General features: G+C 69.4%; 13 protein-coding genes. 7 read left to right on the top strand and 6 right to left on the bottom strand.

The window, feature by feature from the left end:
• The first annotated feature begins 28 nt into the window (after positions 1-28).
• The 3 genes from AB0J58_RS23735 (at position 29) to AB0J58_RS23725 (ending at position 2,296) form a co-directional block, all read left to right on the top strand.
• A complete protein-coding gene (locus AB0J58_RS23735) occupies positions 29-184 on the top strand; it encodes a hypothetical protein (RefSeq protein ID WP_364218801.1) in 156 nt (51 codons plus the stop codon).
• Between the two features lie 67 nt (positions 185-251).
• Entirely contained in the window at positions 252-1,244 is a 993-nt protein-coding gene (locus AB0J58_RS23730) for an MvdC/MvdD family ATP grasp protein (RefSeq protein ID WP_364218799.1), read from the top strand.
• The gene (locus AB0J58_RS23725; protein WP_364218797.1) at positions 1,241-2,296 is read left to right on the top strand and encodes a TIGR04500 family putative peptide maturation system protein; all 1,056 of its coding nucleotides are present in this window, start codon (positions 1,241-1,243) and stop codon (positions 2,294-2,296) included. The genes AB0J58_RS23730 and AB0J58_RS23725 overlap by 4 nt, the downstream gene beginning before the upstream one ends.
• 391 nt (positions 2,297-2,687) lie before the next feature.
• Here AB0J58_RS23725 and npdG read toward each other — a convergent pair whose 3' ends face one another.
• Positions 2,688-3,353: an NADPH-dependent F420 reductase gene (gene npdG / locus AB0J58_RS23720; protein WP_364218795.1), complete on the bottom strand. Its 666-nt coding sequence runs from the start codon at positions 3,351-3,353 to the stop codon at positions 2,688-2,690.
• Positions 3,354-3,476: 123 nt separating this feature from the next.
• Here npdG and AB0J58_RS23715 point away from each other — a divergent pair, with 123 nt between their 5' ends.
• Positions 3,477-4,055, top strand: coding sequence for a hypothetical protein (locus AB0J58_RS23715; protein ID WP_364218793.1), 579 nt, complete (start codon positions 3,477-3,479; stop codon positions 4,053-4,055).
• Positions 4,056-4,089: 34 nt separating this feature from the next.
• On the opposite strand, the gene AB0J58_RS23710 is transcribed toward AB0J58_RS23715, so the two are convergent.
• Positions 4,090-4,272: a hypothetical protein gene (locus AB0J58_RS23710; protein ID WP_030921218.1), complete on the bottom strand. Its 183-nt coding sequence runs from the start codon at positions 4,270-4,272 to the stop codon at positions 4,090-4,092.
• Positions 4,273-4,316: 44 nt separating this feature from the next.
• Between AB0J58_RS23710 and map the strand changes: the two genes are divergently transcribed.
• Positions 4,317-5,165, top strand: coding sequence for a type I methionyl aminopeptidase (gene map / locus AB0J58_RS23705; RefSeq protein ID WP_343963959.1), 849 nt, complete (start codon positions 4,317-4,319; stop codon positions 5,163-5,165).
• Between the two features lie 34 nt (positions 5,166-5,199).
• On the opposite strand, the gene AB0J58_RS23700 is transcribed toward map, so the two are convergent.
• The 4 genes from AB0J58_RS23700 to AB0J58_RS23685 form a co-directional block, all read right to left on the bottom strand.
• Positions 5,200-5,613: a hypothetical protein gene (locus AB0J58_RS23700; protein ID WP_343963961.1), complete on the bottom strand. Its 414-nt coding sequence runs from the start codon at positions 5,611-5,613 to the stop codon at positions 5,200-5,202.
• Between the two features lie 178 nt (positions 5,614-5,791).
• Positions 5,792-7,834, bottom strand: coding sequence for a cytochrome c oxidase assembly protein (locus AB0J58_RS23695; protein WP_364218791.1), 2,043 nt, complete (start codon positions 7,832-7,834; stop codon positions 5,792-5,794).
• On the bottom strand, positions 7,831-8,457 hold the full coding sequence (locus AB0J58_RS23690; protein WP_364218789.1) for a copper resistance CopC family protein: 627 nt from the start codon (positions 8,455-8,457) through the stop codon (positions 7,831-7,833). Before AB0J58_RS23690 ends, AB0J58_RS23695 begins: the two co-directional genes overlap by 4 nt.
• Before the next feature lie 82 nt (positions 8,458-8,539).
• Entirely contained in the window at positions 8,540-9,814 is a 1,275-nt protein-coding gene (locus AB0J58_RS23685; protein ID WP_364218831.1) for a helix-turn-helix transcriptional regulator, read from the bottom strand.
• 1,520 nt (positions 9,815-11,334) lie between these two features.
• On the opposite strand from AB0J58_RS23685, the gene AB0J58_RS23680 reads away from it, so the two are divergent.
• On the top strand, positions 11,335-11,769 hold the full coding sequence (locus tag AB0J58_RS23680; RefSeq protein WP_343963969.1) for a helix-turn-helix transcriptional regulator: 435 nt from the start codon (positions 11,335-11,337) through the stop codon (positions 11,767-11,769).
• A 93-nt stretch (positions 11,770-11,862) separates the two neighbouring features.
• Positions 11,863-14,835, top strand: coding sequence for a BTAD domain-containing putative transcriptional regulator (locus tag AB0J58_RS23675; protein WP_364218787.1), 2,973 nt, complete (start codon positions 11,863-11,865; stop codon positions 14,833-14,835).
• Positions 14,836-14,843 lie beyond the last annotated feature (8 nt).

The following is a 14,843-nucleotide window of genomic DNA, read 5'->3' as shown; positions in this document are numbered from 1 at the left end:
CCGGGCTTCCGAAGAAGAGAAAACCCGCATGAGCGACGAACCGCGCACCCAGATCGGTGATATCGCGCCGGTCGGCGCGGAGCTCGATGAGAGCGCGCTGCGCACCATCAACGGCGGTCTCCCGGCCGAGCTGAAGACCTGGCAGGACCCGCCCGGCATCTGCAAAGTAGACGTCTTCGGCTGAACGATCATCTGGTGCGGGGATGCCGTCGTGGCGTTCCCGCGCCGCCTCGCTTTCCTGGAGCGCCCCCATGCCGACACCGGGTGTCCTGATCCTCACCAGCGAAGAGGACCCGCACGCCTTACACGTCCGCGCCCTGCTCGCCGACCGCGGCGCCCAGATCACGATCTTCGATCCCGGTGACTACCCCGTCAAGGCGCGCGTGGAACTGGCGTACACCGCTCGTGGTCTTGCCCGGCGCCTTCTGCGCACTCGAACGGGCACACTCGATCTGGACACTCTGACAGCCCTGTGGTGGCGGCGTCCGACACCACCCGCGACGCATCCCGACCTTACCGATCCCGCGGTGGCCGACTACGCCGCACGCGAGTGTCAGGACCTGCTCACAGATCTGTGGGAGCACCTGCCGTGCCGCAAGATGCCCGCGGACGATTCGGTGATCCGGCGGGCCGGACGCAAGTCCTCCCAGCTTCTCCTCGCGGCGGAACTGGGATTCGCGATCCCGGAGACCCTCATCGCGACCGAGGCGGAGGCGTTCTGGGAGTTCCATGAACGCCATGACGGTCATGTCGTGACCAAGCCGTTGGGCAAGCCGTGGGCGGAGAACCTGGTGGGGGGCGGCACGATCGCCCGGTTCTGCGAGCCGGTCTCCGCTCGTGACGTGGCGTACGCGGCCGCTCTGCGATTCTGCCCGGTCATTGTTCAGCAGTACGTTCCCAAACGCCTGGAACTGCGGGTCACGGTCGTCGGTGAACAGGTGTTCGCCGCGGAGATCCATTCCCAGGTGGCCAACCGGTCCAGTTTGGATTGGCGCCGGTACGACATCGAGACCACCCCGCACCGCATACACCGGCTTCCGGAGGAGGTGGCTCGGCGCTGCCTGGATATGACAGAACGCCTGGGGCTCCTGTACGGGGCTTTCGACGTGATCCTCACCCCCGACGACCAGTACGTGTTCCTGGAGGTCAACCCCAACGGCCAATGGCTGTGGATCGAGCGGCTGACCGGTCTGCCGATCAGCCAGGCCATCTGTGACGTGCTATTGGAAGGAGCCTCATCGTGACCGCCGAGCTGCTCGAAAACGCCTTGGAGTGGTTGAGGGAGTTGGGCGACGTACGGCCGAAGGAGGCACGCGAACGACTTGGCGCGCTACGCGCCCGCTATCCGGGCATCGCCATGCGATTGGTGTGGCAGCGTGAGGCCGCCACAGACCAGTACCACTACGATCTGCTTTTTCCCTCGGCAGAGGGTACGACCTCGCTGGCGTTCGCCCCGGACCGGGCCATTCCATGGCCACTGCGGAACAGCCAGCGAGCAGGTGAGCAACTGGTGCTCCGGGTCAACGGCACCGACATGCTCATCGAGCAGGTCATCTCCCTGCTGGACGTCCTGTGGGACGACGCCGCTCTTTCCCGGCGTCTGGTCAACGCCTGCCTGATAGGGCAGGCCGCGGATGTCGAGGACATCGGCCTGCCCGACGACCGGTTGCAGGAGGCCATGGACGCCTTCCGCCGGGCTCGGGGCTTGCTGACCGCGCAGGCGACCAGGGCATGGATGGCGGAGCGCGGTGTCAGCCATGCCCAGCTGGAGAGGATCGTCGCCGTTGAGGCCGCGGTGGCGGCCCTGCGGCAGAGAGTGGCCGGTGGGCGGGTGGAGGACTTTTTCGCCGATCATCGTGACGCGTTCGACCGGCTGCGGGTCGTGAGATCACGGTATGCCGACCAGGCTCACGCCGAAACCGCCGTGGCCCGGCTTCGCGCCGCGGATGTGCGGGGAGCCGAAGTGGTCGCCATGGCCACCGAGGAGTCCCTGGCCGGACTGGCCACCTCTCGGATAGAGGGCGGTTACCGGGAGGATCTCATCACCTCCTACGGTGCGGAGGCCGTGGAAGCGCAGGCGGGGACGGTCATCGGGCCTGCCGCTCTGGAGGGTGGTTTCTGCTTCGCGTATGTGCTGGCCGTGGAACCGGCGGTGCTGGATCGGTTCACCCGGAAGTTCATCGAAGAGCAGCTCTTGGACGAATGGCTGCGGGAACAGCGTCGGCACGCGCACGTGGAATGGTTTTGGGGTAACAAGTCGCGTACCGATGAACTCACCGCCGACCTGCGATCCTGACGGGTCCGTCGTGATGCCGAGCGGTGCTTGAAAGTCGGCGTCGAGGCCGGTCGGCGAACCGCCCTGGTGCGGTGACGGCCGCGGTGGGCGGGTGCGCGGGCGGCCTCCTCCAGCGCCTTCACCAGCTCACCGTCCAAGACCATCCCTGCGGCGTGATGGTGGGCGCGGGCCATGGTGGAGTCCACGCTGACCAGGTCAAGGTCGGCCTGCCCACGGGCCGCGGCCTCGGTGATCATCGCCTGCGTCAGGTGCTCGAAGACGCCCGCCGTGGCCCACGAGCGGAACCGGTCGTAGACGGTGGACAGAGGTCTCCACGCGCCATGGCAACGGCCTACCAGGACCGGAGGCCAATGCGCAGGTGAATCCCTCTGACCTCAACTCCGTACAGGCCCTAGATGTCGGTGACGCGCAGGCCGGCGTGGGCCTTGTAGCGGCGGTTGATCGAGATGAAGTTGGCGGTCATCGCCTCAACCTGGTGGGCGTTTCGCAGGCGGCCGCCGTACACGCCGCGCATGCCGGGGATGCGGCCCGCCAGCGCCTGGACGGTGTCGGTGGCCTCGCGGTCGTCACCCAGCACGAGCACGTCCAGGTCGATCTTGTCGACCTCGGGGTCCAGCAGCAGGACGGCGGAGACATGGTGGAAGGCGGCGACGACCCGGCTCTCGGTCAGGACCGCGGCTGCCTGCTGGGCGGCACTGCCCTCCTCGACCGCGAGTGCGTACGCGCCCTGCTTGTCGAAGCCGAGCGGGTTGACGCAGTCGATGACGATCTTTCCGGCCAGCTCGGCGCGGAGGGACTCCAGCGTGGAGCGGTGCCCGTCCCAGGGAATGGCCACGATCACCACGTCGGCCTCGGCCGCCACGGTCGGGTTGTCGGCGCCGCGCACCGGTCCGCCGATGCTCTCCGCCGCCGCCTGCGCCCGCTCGGCGCTGCGTGAGCCGATCAGCACGCTGTGCCCGGCGAGAGCGAACCGCCGCGCCAACCCCTTGCCCTGGTCCCCGGTCCCGCCCAGGATCCCGATCGAGATTCCGCCCACGTCCGGACTGTCAGTGCTCACTCACCGCTCCTCATCATCCCCGACCCTCAAGATCGGACTTCATCGACCATAACGTCTGTCCCGAATCCTCTCAGGGGCGCATTCCCAGGATCATCGCGGGGGGGCTGGTGCACGATGGTGCCCATGGACGCTGGGTCGGTGACACTGCTGCGCGAGATCCTGGCTTCGACGGGCTGGATCGAGCGGACCCGCGAGCTGGGCCTCGCCCTGCGCGCGACCCGCTCGGCCGGCGGCCTGCTGGTGGTCGGCACGCCCGAGGAGGAGCCCTGGCACCTGACCGCGCACCTGAGCGACGAGGCCAGGCTCTCCGGGCTGCCCCAGCTCTCCCCGACGCTGGTCCGCTGGGCACCCGCCCCCGGCGCGCCCGCGCACCTGCGAGTCGGGCTGGAACGGATCCGGCAGGCCGGGCGGGGCGAGACCCTGTTCGTGGTCGCCGAGGAGCGCGCCCCCGAGGCGCTGCTGGAGCGGGTGAGCGACGCCCGCAGGACCGGCACCACGATCCTGGCCCTGGACGGCGGTGACACGGACCTTACGGGCCTGGCCCACGACGCGCTGACGGTACCCGAACGGGCACCGTTCTCCTTCGACGGGGCACAGCACCTGGTGAGCATGGCCGCGGGCGAGGTCGAACGGCGCCCCACCCTGCGTGACCGCCTGGCCAGGCTGCTCGAGCGGGTCAGCGGCCCGCAGGTCACCGACTAGACATACCGGCAGGCGTACCGGCCACGCTCTGTCCTCAGTCGTCGTCCTCCCATGCCTGGTCCTCCTTCTTCCAGTCCTCGTTCCGATCGGCCGCGGTCTTCAGCGCGTTGGCCGCGGCCTCGCGCGTCGGGTACGGCCCCATCCGGTCCTTGTTCGGGCACCCCTCGTCGGGTTCGACGGCCATGTGCTTCAGGCAGAACCACCATTGGTCAGTCATGCGGCAATCCTGCCCAGTGGGAAGCGCAACTAGACTGTGCAACCATGACGACACTGCTCCAGCCCGGGCGGATCTCTCCCCTCCGCAAGGTTCCCTCTCACATCCAGCGGCCGGAGTACGTCGGGAAGAAGTCCCCGAAGACCGGGGAGTCCGACGTCAAGACCCCCGAGATCATCGAGCGGATGCGGATCGCGGGCAAGCTGGCGGCTCAGGCGCTCGAAGAGGTCGGTAGGCACGTGGCGCCCGGCGTCACCACCGACGAGCTCGACCGGATCGGCCACGAGTTCCTCTGCGAGCGGGGGGCGTATCCCAGCACGCTCGGCTACCGGGGATATCCCAAGTCGCTGTGCACCTCGATCAACGAGGTGATCTGCCACGGCATCCCCGACGACACCGTGCTGCGCGACGGCGACATCGTCAACGTCGACATCACCGCCTTCATCGGGGGCGTGCACGGCGACACCGACGCCACCTTCCTGGTCGGCGACGTCGACGAGGAGTCACGGCTGCTGGTCGAGCGCACCCGTGAGGCCACCAACCGGGCCATCAAGGCCATCGCCCCCGGCCGGCAGCTCAACGTGGCCGGTCGCGTGATCGAGGCCTACGCCAAGCGGTTCGGTTACGGCGTGGTCCGTGACTTCACCGGCCACGGCATCGGCACCACGTTCCACTCGGGCCTGATCGTCCCGCACTACGACGACCCGTCCCTGGCGGTCACGCTGGAGCCGGGCATGACGTTCACGATCGAGCCCATGCTGACGCTCGGCACCATCGACTACGACGTCTGGCCCGACGGCTGGACCGCCGTCACCAAGGATCGCAAGCGGACCGCCCAGTTCGAGCACACCATTCTGGTGACCGAGACCGGCCACGAGATCCTGACCCTGCCCTAGCGGAGCTCGCCCGGCGCCGCGCCTTTCGGGCCGCCTAGTCCTGGCGGGGCACCACTCCGCTGACCGTGGTTCCCTCGCCGGGAACGCCGTTGACGCTGAGCGTGCCGCCGACCTGGTCGAAGTGGGCGTGCATGGCGGTGACGCCCCGGCCCTCGGCCCGCCCGAAGAAGCCGACGCCGTTGTCGCTCACCGTCATGCGCAGGCCACTGGGGCCGAGGGTGACGGCGACGGCCACGACCCGTGCGCCGCTGTGCCGCTCGACGTTGGTGAGCGCCTCCCCGAGCGTGGCCATCACGGCCTTGGTGATCGCGGCCGGAACCTCGCCGGCGGGCAGCGCCCAGATCTCGACGGTGGTCCCGGTGCGCTCGGACCATTCGGTGAGATGCCCCTCAAGGGCCTGGGCCAGGCTACGACTCCGGCCCTCACGTACGCGCAGTTCCTCGGACACTGCTCAACCTTCCTGATGCACGTTGCAGCCACCGGCCCCCCGACCGAATATGTGACTGGGCGTGGCGCGCGATGACGAAGCGCTGCGCCCGCTGCGGTGAGCACGAGCCCCCTGAAACACCAGGCTACCGGGAGGTGCCGGTGAGAGGGCTGGAAGATAGCAGGCCGTGGCCGTCCGGCTATTTCACGCCGTCGCGCTTATTGAGTTTGGCCAGGTACTCATTGTAGGCGTCGAGTTTGGCATCGCCGCTGCCGCCGGTCCGGGCTGCGGCGGCGTCGGCGCGGCGGTCGGCCCGGCGGGCTCTGCGGTCGTCGGCGCGCCACCACTGGAAGGCCAGCGCGAGGAGCACGACGAGCGTCGGGATCTCGCCGAACCCCCAGGCGATGGCTCCGCCGGTCTGCTGGTCCTCGACGGCGGAGGCGCCCCACGTCCTGCCCAGCTGGTCGTACCAGTCGGAGGCCAGCACGGTGGTCATGCTCATCAGCGCGATGCCGAAGAAGGCGTGGAACGGCATGGTCACGAACAGCAGGAGGAGCCGGGCCACGTGCGGCAGCTGGTAGGGAGCGGGGTCGATACCGATGATCACCCAGAAGAACAGGGAGCCGCTGACCAGGAAGTGCACGGTCATCACGATGTGGCCGAGATGCTCCTCCATCGCGGCGGCGAACAGCGGTGTGAAGTACAACGCGTAGGTGGAGACGATGAAGATCGTGGTAGCGATCGCCGGATGGGTGACGAAGCGGACGTACCTACTGTGCAGGATCGTGGTCAGCCACTCGCGCGGCCCTCGGTCGCCCCTGCGGGCGGCGGGCTTCAGAGCACGCAGGGCCAGGGTGACGGGCGCGCCGAGCACCAGGAAGATCGGCACCATCATCGACAGCGTCATGTGCTCGGCCATGTGCACGCTGAACAGCACCTTGGCGTAGCGGGCGACGCCGCTCTGGGTGGCGACCAGCAGGATCAGCACACCGGTGAACCAGGCGGCCGTACGCCCCTTGGACCAGGAGTCGCCACGCCGGGTGAGCCGTACGACACCGGCGAGGTAGAGGCCGGCCAGCAGCGCGATGACCGTGCCGGAGAACAGGTCGAACCACCACAGCGAGGCCAGGTTGGCCAGCGATATCTCCGGCGGCATGGTGTAGCCGAGCACCTCGAAGGCCCTGTCGACGGGCAGCACCGCCGGGGGCGGCGCGGTGCGGGAGAGCGCGACGGCCAGCCCGATGGCCGCGAACATGACGACGATCTCACCGGTGGCGAAGCGGACGAAGGTGCCGGGGCCGCCCGCGGCGAGCGACGGCAGGGTCCGCTTGCGGTGCCACCAGCCGACGACGCCGAGCAGCGCGAACGCGGCGGTCTTGGCCAGCAGCAGCAGGCCGTAGGCGGAGGTGAAGAGCTCGGAGACCGAGGTGAGCCTGGCCAGGACGCTGAACAGGCCGGACAGTCCCACCCCGACGAAGCACCACAGTGCCAGGGCCGAGAAGCGGGCGGCGGCGATCTCCAGGTACGGCTGCCGGCGCAGCGCGTGCGCGCAGAGCACGCCGAGGCCACCCACCCAGAGCGCGAGGACGACGAGGTGGAGCGCGACGCCGGTGGTGGCCAGGTCATGGTTGGGCGAGGAGGCGGAGTGGCCGGTCAGCGCGGGTGGGAGCAGGGTGACCAGGGCGAGGACGAGCAGGCCGCCGGACGCGCCGGCGGTGATCGCCCCTCGGGCGAAGAGCGCGATCGCGACCGAGAAGAGCACGACCAGGGTCAGCGCGATGCCCTGGGAGACCTGGCTGGCGAAGCTGGTGAGCTCGTTGCCGCCGAGCACGTCGGCCACCGGCAGCCCGAGCGCCTCGGAGAGGCTGAACACCATCGTGGCGGCGGCGGCCCCGGCCCAGACGAGCGCGATCCAGGAGGCGGCCTTGACGTAACCGAGCGCGGGTTTGCCCAGCAGACCCTTGTCGTTGGGGAGCAGGACCGTGGCGGCCAGGAGCACGCCGACGGTGAGCACGCCCGCCGCGTCCATCGTCAGCTTCGCCAGCGGCAGTCCCCAGCGGGTGAAGGTTCCCTGGTCGGGCAGGCCGGGGATGATGCGCGGGGTCGCGGCGCCTCCGGCGATCATCGCGATCACCAGGGCGGCGGCGGCCGCCACCGCGGCCGCCAGGGCGAGCCTCACCGCCCGGCTGTTCCCCGGCGTCTCGCTCCGCGCCGTCTGCGCGGCCCGCGCGGGCCCGCTCATGGCCGCTTCTTGTTGCGCACGCTGAGGAACATGCCGATGCCGACGCCGGTCACGCCGCCGACGACGATCCACATCCAGCCGGGCACGCCCTGCGAGGAGCCGGGCTCCTCGTCGCCGACCGCGGCTGCCGGGCTGAGCGCGGCGGCCGGCGCGTTCTCTGCCGAGGTCTCCGCGGTGGCCGGGCTCTCGGCCGCCGCCGGGGACTCGGCGGCGGTGGCGGAAGGCGACGCCGATTCCGACGGCGACTCCGGTGAGGAGGCGGAACCGAGCAGGGTGAAGGGAATCTCCCCCTCTATCGGGTGGCCGTCGGAGGAGACGACGCGATATGCGATGACGTAGTCACCCGGAGGGAGATCCTCCTTAACCTTCTGGGTCACCACCGCGCCGTCGAGGACGGGCTTGCCGTCCTGGTGGTTCTCGTCCCCGGAACGTACGACGACGTTCGGGAAGCGCACCGAGGCGGTGAACGTCAGCTTCACCTCCTCCAGGCTCTCGACCTTGGCGCCCTTGGCGGGGTCACTGCTCTTGAGCCGGTCATGGGCGAAGGCCGGCGAGGCGAAGGCCGTGCCGAGCACGAGGGCGGCGAGAAGCGCGAGGGCGACCGCGACAGGGGAAGTCTTCATGGCAACCCCAAGGCTACCCACGTGACCACGCGGTCTCGACCCCCCTGTCCGATCTGGCTTCGGCGCGGGTCCCCCGCCCCTCCTACAGCCCGACGCCGGCCAGCGCCCGCCGGTAGGCGTCGACGCTCCGGTCCGGCTCGTCGATACGTTCCAGGACCCGGGCCGCGGTCAGCCAGGCATGGGCGGTGAAGCGGGTCTCCGGCGCCTGCTCCAGGCACTCCGTTCCGGCGAGCAGTTCCTGCGAGGCCTGCTCCTGCAGGCCCAGCTCCGCCAGGGTCTCACCGTGCAGCAGGCGGGCCTCCGCCTGCATGACCTTCGGCATGCCGTCGAGCAGATCGCAGACGAAGCGCATGCGCTCCTCGGCCCGTTCGGGCTGGGCGAGCAGCAGCTCCGCCCGGACGAGGTTCATCGCGCAGCGCATCTTGTCTATCGAGCTGGCAGAGCTCTCCGCCAGTTCCTTCTCCACCTTCAACAGCACGTCACGCCAGGCCTCGGCCTCCATGGGCCGCACGATCAGCAGCACCTGGGCGTAGTCGCCGCGCAGCCGGGCCAGCCTTCGGGCGTCACCGTACTCGGACTGGATGGCCAGGGCACGCTCGGCCTGCGTGACCGCCTCGTCGGCGTGGCCGCTCTCCACCGCGACGATCGCGGCGCCCCAGTGCGCCAGGGTGAGCGCCTGCGGGCTGGCGAGGAGCTCGGCGGCGGCGATCATCTCGGTGGAGAAGTGACGCGCCCGGAGCAGGTCGCCGCGCTCGATGTAGGCCGCGAGCAACTGGCCGCCCAACCGCATCAGGCCGTCCGTCCAGGCCGGCCGGACCGCGCCGGTGAGGATCTCCTCGGGGACCTGAACCGCCCGGGCCAGGTCCCCGCTCTCCCGGTAACAGCGCGAGAGCGCGACCGCGACCGCGACGTGACGCTCGGGGCTCAGGGCCGCCTCGTCACCCTCGCGCAACCCGTTGAGCAGGACGATCGCCTGCTCCAGATCGCCGCAGGCCTCGGTCGAGAGGGCCAGGCCGTACTCGGCGTCCTGCCGCAGCTGGGGCAGGCCCGCCAGTCCGCTGTCGGCGAGGAGTTCGGCGTAACGGGTGCGAGCCTCGACGACCTCGCCGTTGTCCATGGCCAGCTGCGCGTAGCTGAGCGCGAGCTCGATCTCCTGCATCTGCTCGGCCGTGACACCATTGATCAAATACGTAAGGGAACAGTCGAGTTTTTCGGCCAGCAGCTCCAGCACCGCGGGGGTCGGAGTACGCTTGCCACTCTCGATGAGAGATACGTAACTGTCCGACAGTTCTGGATGGGCGAGCTGCGCCTGGGAAAAACCACGTTGCCGGCGGACGGTTTTGATGCGCTGCCCCACCAAGTCTTGACCAGTCACGTTACCCCTTGAAAGATATCATTTGAGCAGCAGAACCTACGACAGGAGTCTCCCCGTGCGCCGACGTCTTGCCTTGTCTGCCCTCGCCATGCTATTTACGGCTGCTTTTGCCGTCACTGGCAATGCTACGACCGCGAGTGCTGATTCGTCTGCCCCCCTGAAGGACACCGGTAAGTATTCTTTGCAGACGAGCGCCGCCCAGTCCCACCTGGGCTGGGGCTACCCGGACTGAGCGACGGCTCAGCCCGCCGTAAGGACAGGGAACGGAAAGAACCCCTCCCGCCCTCGTGGAGAGCTTCCAACCGGCGAGCCACTCCACCCTGGCGGAGCCGGTGCGGCCCGCACCGGTGTGAGCGTGCAGGCCTCCGGCGTGCGCGCTCCGCGAGACGGGACCCGCGGGTAGCGGCGGAGCCGGGATCCAGAACCCTTCCGTGGAAGAGCGTCACCCTTCACGGAGGATCCCGGCCGCAGGCAACACCTACATACGGATCCCATTACACACGTATAGATTTTATTGCAGGTCACGGCTCGAACCGAGGGGGGCGACGGCGCCCACCCGCCCCCTCTCATCGGCCATGCCTTTCCGCCCGCCTTTCATCGCCGACCGGCCCGCAGGCCGGTCGGCTCGCGGAATTCGAGCCGACCGCCCATGCCGCCGACCGGTCCGCGGACTTGTCGACTCACGGCTCCTTTGTCGCCGGCCCCCGTGTCACCGACCGTGTCTCTCGACCCCCCGCTTTTGAACCAGCCATTACTCTAGAAATACATTGAACTAATCCGCTATCAAGTCAATGTCCTAAACCGGTCAGCCGACTTCCCCGAAGACGGAGCGGCCTGTCCACTTCAGGCGGGGAAAAGCACCCCCGGGTGAGGCCGTGAGCGCGGCCCGTCCGAAGGGAGGTCGCCGGGCGGCCCGCCCCGTGCCCGCCCTCGCCCCCCCGGATCCCGACCTCCTGCTCGGACCCGCGCGGCCCGCCCCCGGGCATCTCTAGATGATCTCTAGGACCGCCTGCGACAGTCGGATGGCGGGAATTCCAGAAAGATCCGGCGAGGACCACCGGCCGGGATTCTGTTGCTCCGGGCCTCCGGTCTGAGAATCCCTTTCCCGGCGCCTCTCTCGTCATCGCGGACCGGAACGACAGGACGGAGGGACGATCGATGGACGCCCCTTCCTCGCGCGCGTACGACGGCGGATCCGGCACACGTGTCACGCGCCTCCCCTTCCGCATCGCGAATCACCTCGGAAATCCATCGGAGTCCGATCCGAGAGCGGCGTCACCTGCCGGAAGGAACACGCGGGTGTTCGGTCAAGCACAGTTCGCGGGGGGCACATGACCCATTCTTTCCTGACCTCTCCTTCGGCCGAGGGGAGAGACCAGATACGCCCCGATATCAACGCCCTCTGCTCGTCCGCGAGGCGCAGCGTGGCCGTTCTGCTGCCCAATCCCAGAACCGGCGTCGCGTTTTCTCGCGTCTTCAATTCGGCCGTCATTCCACCTGGTGTGCGGACGAGGGTCGTCGTCGACTCACCGTCCGGAGCGGCCGGTTTCCCCGAGTCGGTGGAACTGAGGGTCGATCCGCTGATCTCCGAGAGATTCCTGATGGTCGACGGCCGCGTCGCCATGACCGGCCACACCTCCCGGATGGCGGTGGTGCGCGCCCCCGCGCTGGTCACGTTGCTGGGAGAGCTGTTCGAGCGCGTCTGGTCACAGGCCGAACCACGCCTCCGCGAACGGGAGCCGCTCTCCTCGCTGACGGACCAGGAAAGGACCGTTCTAAGGATGTCCGCGGAGGGCCTGACGGACGAGGTGATCGCCCGCCATCTCGGCCTGACCTCCCGCACCGTACGCCGCCACATGGCCACCGCGATGGAGCGGTTCGGAGCGCAGAGCAGATTCCAGGCCGGGGTCCGCATCGCCAAGGCAGGGATCGTCTAGGCGGCCGGCGGGGAACTCCGCGCCGCGAACTTGTCAGATAAGGTCGTTCTCCTCGACTTCGCTGTGTCATGCCCAACCGCGTGTGGAGGCCTGGTGGACGAGACGGAAGCCATTACCACCACCGGCGAAGACCTTCCCGCGGAGAGACTCGGCGTCGACGTTCTGGGACCGGTGACCGGCCGGAGGGGTTCACTCGAACTCGATCTGGGAGAGCCCAGGCAGCAGGCCGTCCTCTGCATCCTGGCGATCAACGCGGGACAGCCGGTCACCAGGGACCGGCTGATCGACGGAGTATGGGGCGAGAGGCCGCCGAAGACGGCGGAACAGAGCGTCTACACGTACGTGTCCAGGCTGAGACGGGCACTGGACCCGGACCGGGATCCGCGGAGACCTTCGAGACCGCTGGTCTCCGTGCCGGGCGGATACTCGCTGCGGCTCGCGCCTGAGCAGGTGGACGCCCTGGTCTTCGAGCGCTGCCTTGACCTGGCCAGGAAGTCGCACGCGAAGGACTCGTACGAGACCGCCCTGCACTCCCTGAACAGGGCCTCGGAACTGTGGCGGGGCACGTGCCTGGGCGGGATTCCCGGCCCGTTCGCCGAGTTCGAGCGGCACAGGTTGAACGAACTACGCCTGACCTCGCTGGAGCTGCACGCGGACCTGCTGCTCCTGCTCCGGCGCCCCCAGGAGGCCGCGGCCCTGCTGGTCCCCCTGACCCGTGAGCACCCGCTGCGCGAAAGGCTCCGCGAGCTGCACATGGTCGCGCTCTACCGCTGCGGCCGGCAGGTGGAGGCGCTGAAGGTCTACCAGGAGATCCGGCACCTGCTGGCCGAGGAGTTCGGCATCCAGCCGCACGAGAGTCTCCGCAGGTGCCACGAGCTGATCCTGCGCGCCGATCCCCTGCTCGATCTGCCCTCGGCGACGCTCCCCACGCTCCCGGAACGGGTTCCCCCGCTCCGGGAGCCCTCACATTCGCGACACCGCGCCGCCGCCCGGGGGAAGGTGGCCCACCAGTTGCCGCGCGACCCCACCGACTTCGTCGGACGCGCGGAGGAACTCGTGCGGCTCAGAACGCTGCTCTCTCCCTGGGACGGCCGCCCGCCCCGGCATGTCGTCGCGATCACCGGGGCACCCGGATCCGGCAAGTCGACCCTGGCGCTCCGGGCCGCGCACCTGGTCCGCGACCGTTTCCCCGACGGGCAGCTGTACGTGAACCTGCGCGGGGCGACGCCTGGCATGAGGCGGCTGGAACCGATCGAGGTGATCAGCAGGTTCCTGCGTGATCTCGGTATGTCCCCGCGCGACATTCCCGCCGACCTCGATGAGGCCGCCGCCCTGTGGCGGGGCGAACTCGACGGCCGCCAGATCCTCGTCGTGCTGGACGACGCCGCCGATCTGGCACAGATCCGTCCGCTGCTGTCGGTGCCGATGGGCAACACGATCCTGACGACCAGCCGGGAGAGCTTCACCCTGCTCGACGACTGTGTCCGTATGCCGATCTCCAGGATGCGGCGCGCCGAGTCCTGCACGATGCTCGCGAGGCTGATCGGGGAGGAGCGGGTCGCCGAGGACGTTCAGGCGACGGCGCGCCTGATCGACCTCTGCGGGGGCCTGCCACTGGCCGTCGGCATCGCGGGAGCCCGGCTGGCGAACCGGCCGCGCTGGGGCGTCGCCGATCTGGTGAGCCGGCTGGAGGACGAGCGGGGGCGGCTGCGAGAGCTGGCGGCGGGCGATCTCGCGGTCCGATCCAGCCTCGCGGTCAGTCACGACATGCTCGCCGGCAGCGACCACCACCTGGAGCGGACGGCCGCCCGCGCGCTGCGCGCGCTCGGCGTACTGCAGACGGCCGATGTGACGGCACCCGTCGTCGGCGCCCTGCTGGACGTCCCCGCGGACACCGCGGAGCGCGCGATGGAACGACTGGTCGACGCGCACCTGCTGGAGGAGGACGAGCCGGGAAGGTACCGGCCGCACGACCTGATCCGGCTGTTCGCATGCGAGCAGGTCGCCCGCGAGGAGACGGAGACGGATCGCGACGCCATGCTGGACCGGGCGCTGAGCTTCTATGTCGGGACCACCCGGCTGGCCGTGAAGCTGGCCCGCTACCCTCGCGCGGAGTCGGCGGACGTCGATCTCGGTGCCGGCCCTCTTCCGCTCGGCTCCTACCAGGAGGCCCACGAGTGGCTGAACCGGGAGCAGGCCAATCTCCTGTCCGCCGCCTTCCAGGCGATGTCCGCTCCCCGGGAGCGGACCTCGCGTCTCGGTGTCGCCCTGGTCTTCGCGCTCTTCTGGCACCTCCACCACGCCGGCCTTCCCGCTCGCCTCCTCACGATCAGCCGGCGGACCCTCGCGGCCGGGCAGCGGCTGGAGGATCACCGGCTGGAGGCGGGGGCGCACAGCCTCGTGGGCCTCGCGCTGAACATGGTCGGCCATCTCGAAGAGGCCCTGCACCACTTCCGGCAGCACCTGATCCTGTGCCGTCGGCTCTCCGAGCGGCACGGTGAGCAGAAGGCGCTGGGCAATCTCGCCATGAACTATCTCGAACTCGGCTGCTACGAGAAGTGCATCGGCTGCGCCGAGAAACAGCGGGAGGTCGCGGACGCGATCGGGCACAGGTCAGGTGAGCACTACGCGCTCACCATGATCGGTTCTGGATACCACGGCCTGCGCCGGTTCGAGCAGGCGCTGGCCATGCTGGACGAGGCCCTGTTCAAGTGCCGCAGGGACGGCAACCTGTATCAGGAGACGGCCGTGCACGAGAGGCTGGGCGGCGTTCACCTCGACCTGGGGGACGCCGCGGCGGCCAGGGCCTCCTTCGAGGCCGGCCTCGACTGCGCGCGCGCCGCGCAGGTGGTCGTCGCCGAACCGTACCTGCTGCTCGGCCTGGCCCGCTCCCTGCTGCTCCTCGGCGAGACCGAGCAGGCCGTGACCCACCTGGGGCGTTCCATCGCGTCCGCCAGGGCGACGGGGAACGACGAGGTGGAGAGGAAGGCGTCGGCGGAGCGGGCGGCCGTCGGGGCCACCCGCGAGAAACCGTCCACCTCCCCGGGCCGGATGATGGCCCTCTGAGGACCGCC

This window comes from Streptosporangium sp. NPDC049644 (assembly GCF_040675205.1).
Classification (GTDB): domain Bacteria; phylum Actinomycetota; class Actinomycetes; order Streptosporangiales; family Streptosporangiaceae; genus Streptosporangium; species Streptosporangium fukuiense.
This window is presented reverse-complemented; position numbering and strand designations above follow the sequence as displayed.